Below are 2,581 nucleotides of genomic sequence, written 5' to 3'. Positions count from 1 at the left end.
GTTACGATAGATGCCCAAAGGTCTTCCTCTCCGCCGTCGCTCTCGCTGCCACCGTCATGTTCTGGCTGTGACCATCAATGAGTCTGGAGCCTAGGCCCAACCGTTGAAACAACATAGTTTCATTGAAGATATTGGAGCGGGTGAAGGGATGCCGAGATCAGGCATTTACCGAACGATTACAAGAATTAAGTGTCCCATGCATCCAATACTAGGAATCAATGAAATTAAACATTTTACGCCGAAGGTGTCCCACGATTCCGATTGCTTCGCATGGTAATACCTGACAGCGCGAGTACTTGACCAATGCCTTTCCGCTGTCCGGCAACGACCGCGACTGTTTGCCCAAGGCTGGCTGCGAGTGGCAACGAGCTATTTCAGGTGCCCGGAGGCCTTCCTGTCAGCCATCGCCCTCGCAACTAGCCTATTGGCTATGGGTCCTTGCCCTAGTGCAACTCAAGCAGTTGCCGATGCTTCTGTGCGTGTCGATGCGCCAGTTTGCGGCCCTCGCGCCCTGACAACAACCTCCGGGCAGCCGGAAGGGGCGAGGCCGGGTCCTGATGGGCAAGCTCTGGAAAGAGCTCGAGAATCTCGCGGAGCGCGGATGCACTCATGGACTTGAGGGCCTCGGGCCCGGTGTAGAGACTTTCCGTCTCTGCACCATTGGACATGACGATCTCGTGCCCGTCGAAGATGATGTGGAAATACTCGACCTCGGCCACCTCATCCGCATAGTCGATGCCATCCAAGAGAAGCAGTTGCTTGGCAGCGACAAGGACTTCCGAGGCGGCAAACATATTGATCGCAATCTTCGAGTGCACAAGGATGCGGTGCTGAGGAGAAATAAGGAGATCGCGCTCGGGCTTGCCATGTCCAAGTGCACCCGCCGATATTCTGATCGGACGCAGGTGGGGAAGCAGGACAAGGTCCCCTTTCGTCAGTTTCCGCGAACCGACCCACCGAATCGGCATCAGGCCGTGATCCTTGGTCAGCACCATGTCCCCGGTTCTGAGTTCCTCGACGGGACGGCATCCCTCTGCCGCCTCGATAAGTGTTCCCGACACGAAGCAGGGCAGGAAATCGTCCACGATGATCGAGCCAGTGCCATCCGCCTCCACCGTAACGACAACCGTGTCGAGCTCGGTCTGTACCGAGCCAGCGATCGAGGCCGTCAGTGGGTTGGTAGCAAGCTCCGAAAGAGGAATATCCAGAACCGTATCGGGCAACGGCGGAATCGCCGGGACGGTGACCGTCAATCCGAGCCTCGGTGATGCCGCACCATCTTCACGAATGGGATCATCGGTGACGATGTAGAAAGTGCCGTCATCCGCTTGGAACAGCGATCCGCTTATGGGGTTCACCTCTACCGTTATACCAAGCAACTCGATACTTGCGGTGGAGAGCGTCACATCCCCGTAGTATGTCCCGCTCGGCGAGTTCTGCGTTGGATCCGTGGCAGCATCCGACGGATCATCGTCGACAAGCGTGATCGGATCACCGGGGGACACCGAAACGCCGGCTCCCTGGTTTCCGGGAACGTCGTACTCGTCAAATTCGTCGCTGTCGCTGAAATCATTGAGAAGATATGTCGTGTTAGTGTCGACGACAATCCCTCCGCTGACGTCCAGCGTGACAAGGCCATCCGGTAAGGCAGTGTAATACGGCATGCGCAGACCCTCCCTGTTATCGCGACGAGGCATCTGAGCTGGTCATGGCATTCTGCCAGGATCGCATAATCTTAATCAGACGCTTCACATCGACGATTCTGCCAAGATCTAGGATGCTCTTGCGGTTAAAATTAGAAAAGTAATTTTACTTATCAAGATAAATACTGCGACGGCAAAATCTATCTGTTAGACGTTCATAAAGCTGAGTAAGTTGTTCATAGTATTACAATTTATCATATAACAACGCACGCTTCCGCCCTTAGCCGGTGCTCATTTACGCACCCACTTAAGGTGCAACCAATGTATATCCTCACTGACAGCCTACAGGCCGAAAGCTGTTACCTAAAATTTAAGAAATCTATTAGAATCAAATATTTATGGAGTGAAGTCCAACTGCAGTTCCGAGGCGCCATATCGTCTCAATATGCCTCAAAGCTCTGATTAAATTTTCTTCAATGCGCCATCCGGTAAAGGGCGCCGCAGTTCAGTCGTTGGGGTCCCCTCTAACCACGCACTCCATTCAGCTTCTGTGCTCAGGATCATAGGCATTGCTTTTGGATGGACCACCGCGACCTCTCTATTCGGCGGGCAGGTCAGGAAGGCAAAGAGGTCGTCCTTAGTTTCACCATCCTTCACCTTTCGAACCGATCGCCAGCCTCGCAGCTCGATCCCCGCAAAGAATAGCTGGGCGCCGTCGTCCGCGGCGAACCATTGGTTCCCCTGCCCTTTACCCCGTGGTTCGGCAAAGCTTGTCAGCGGAACCAAGCAGGGTTCGCGCGCCCTAGCCAGCGGCGCCAGTGGGGCGATGAAAGATTGCGGACGTTAGGCTCCAGACTCATTGATGGTCACAGCCAGAACATGACGGTGGCAGCGAGAGCGACGGCGGAGAGGAAGACCTTTGGGCATCTATCGTAACG

Annotated in this window: 2 protein-coding genes; both read right to left on the bottom strand. The window is 54.7% G+C overall.

Annotation, left to right across the window (positions count from 1 at the left end; all coding sequences use genetic code 11):
* Positions 1 to 443 precede the first annotated feature (443 nt).
* Complete coding sequence (locus F804_RS17270) at positions 444 to 1,664, bottom strand: Hint domain-containing protein (protein WP_022708566.1); 1,221 nt, start codon at positions 1,662 to 1,664, stop codon at positions 444 to 446.
* A gap of 441 nt (positions 1,665 to 2,105) precedes the next feature.
* Positions 2,106 to 2,429, bottom strand: coding sequence for an SOS response-associated peptidase family protein (locus F804_RS17265; protein ID WP_245540377.1), 324 nt, complete (start codon positions 2,427 to 2,429; stop codon positions 2,106 to 2,108).
* Positions 2,430 to 2,581 lie beyond the last annotated feature (152 nt).

This window comes from Paracoccus zeaxanthinifaciens ATCC 21588, assembly GCF_000420145.1.
Taxonomy (GTDB): domain Bacteria; phylum Pseudomonadota; class Alphaproteobacteria; order Rhodobacterales; family Rhodobacteraceae; genus Paracoccus; species Paracoccus zeaxanthinifaciens.
This window is presented reverse-complemented; position numbering and strand designations above follow the sequence as displayed.